This is a genomic window from Gemella bergeri ATCC 700627 (assembly GCF_000469465.1).
Lineage (GTDB): Bacteria > Bacillota > Bacilli > Staphylococcales > Gemellaceae > Gemella > Gemella bergeri.
This window is the reverse complement of record NZ_KI271819.1, coordinates 1-671: the sequence shown is the minus strand read 5'-3', so window position 1 is coordinate 671 and position 671 is coordinate 1. Positions and strand designations below refer to the sequence as shown.

1 protein-coding gene is annotated in these 671 nt (G+C 23.8%); it reads left to right on the top strand.

Translation table 11 applies throughout. The features are described from left to right. Positions 1–302 precede the first annotated feature (302 nt). Positions 303–671, top strand: a 369-nt coding sequence (locus HMPREF1983_RS02440) for a YSIRK-type signal peptide-containing protein (RefSeq protein WP_021752702.1), incomplete at its 3' end; no start/stop codon positions are given.

Genomic DNA, 671 nt, shown 5'->3' with positions numbered 1-671 from the left:
ATTATACAATAAAATTTAGTATGTAAATTTATAAATGTATAAAATAGTATGGAGGATACGAAAATTATCCTCCATATTTTTTATTGTAACGGTTGAAAGATATAAAGAATTAAGTTTATTTTAGATTTTTCACTCAACTTTAATATTGATAATAAAGAATAATAAATAAGTTATTTTCTAATAAAAACCAAATATAACAAATAAATAAGGATTATTTAAGAAATATTTTAACTTTTTCTAAGAAGTATTTAATTTTAATCTTGTATACTTTAATCATAAAGAAAAAATAAGGAGAATATTTTATGCAAAATAATCGTATGAGTTTAAATAATGAAAAACGTAATAAATGGTCAATTAGACGTCTTAGTGGAGTAGGAGTTGCTTCAGTAATTGTAGCAAGCAGTATGCTAGGAGGAGCCACTCAAATAAAAGCCGCTGATTTAAAAACTAACAAACTTACAGAAGTAAAAGAAAGTAACGATATTTTACAACCTAAAAATATAGATGAAATTAATAAAAAACTAGAGATGACAGGTAAAAGCATAAAAAAATCAGATATGATGACCGAAAATTCTAAGGTAGAAAAAAAGGTTGCTGATAATAAAGCTGAAACAAAATCTCAAGATAAAAATATGAAACATAAACACGAAATGACCAAACCTGAAGATGTA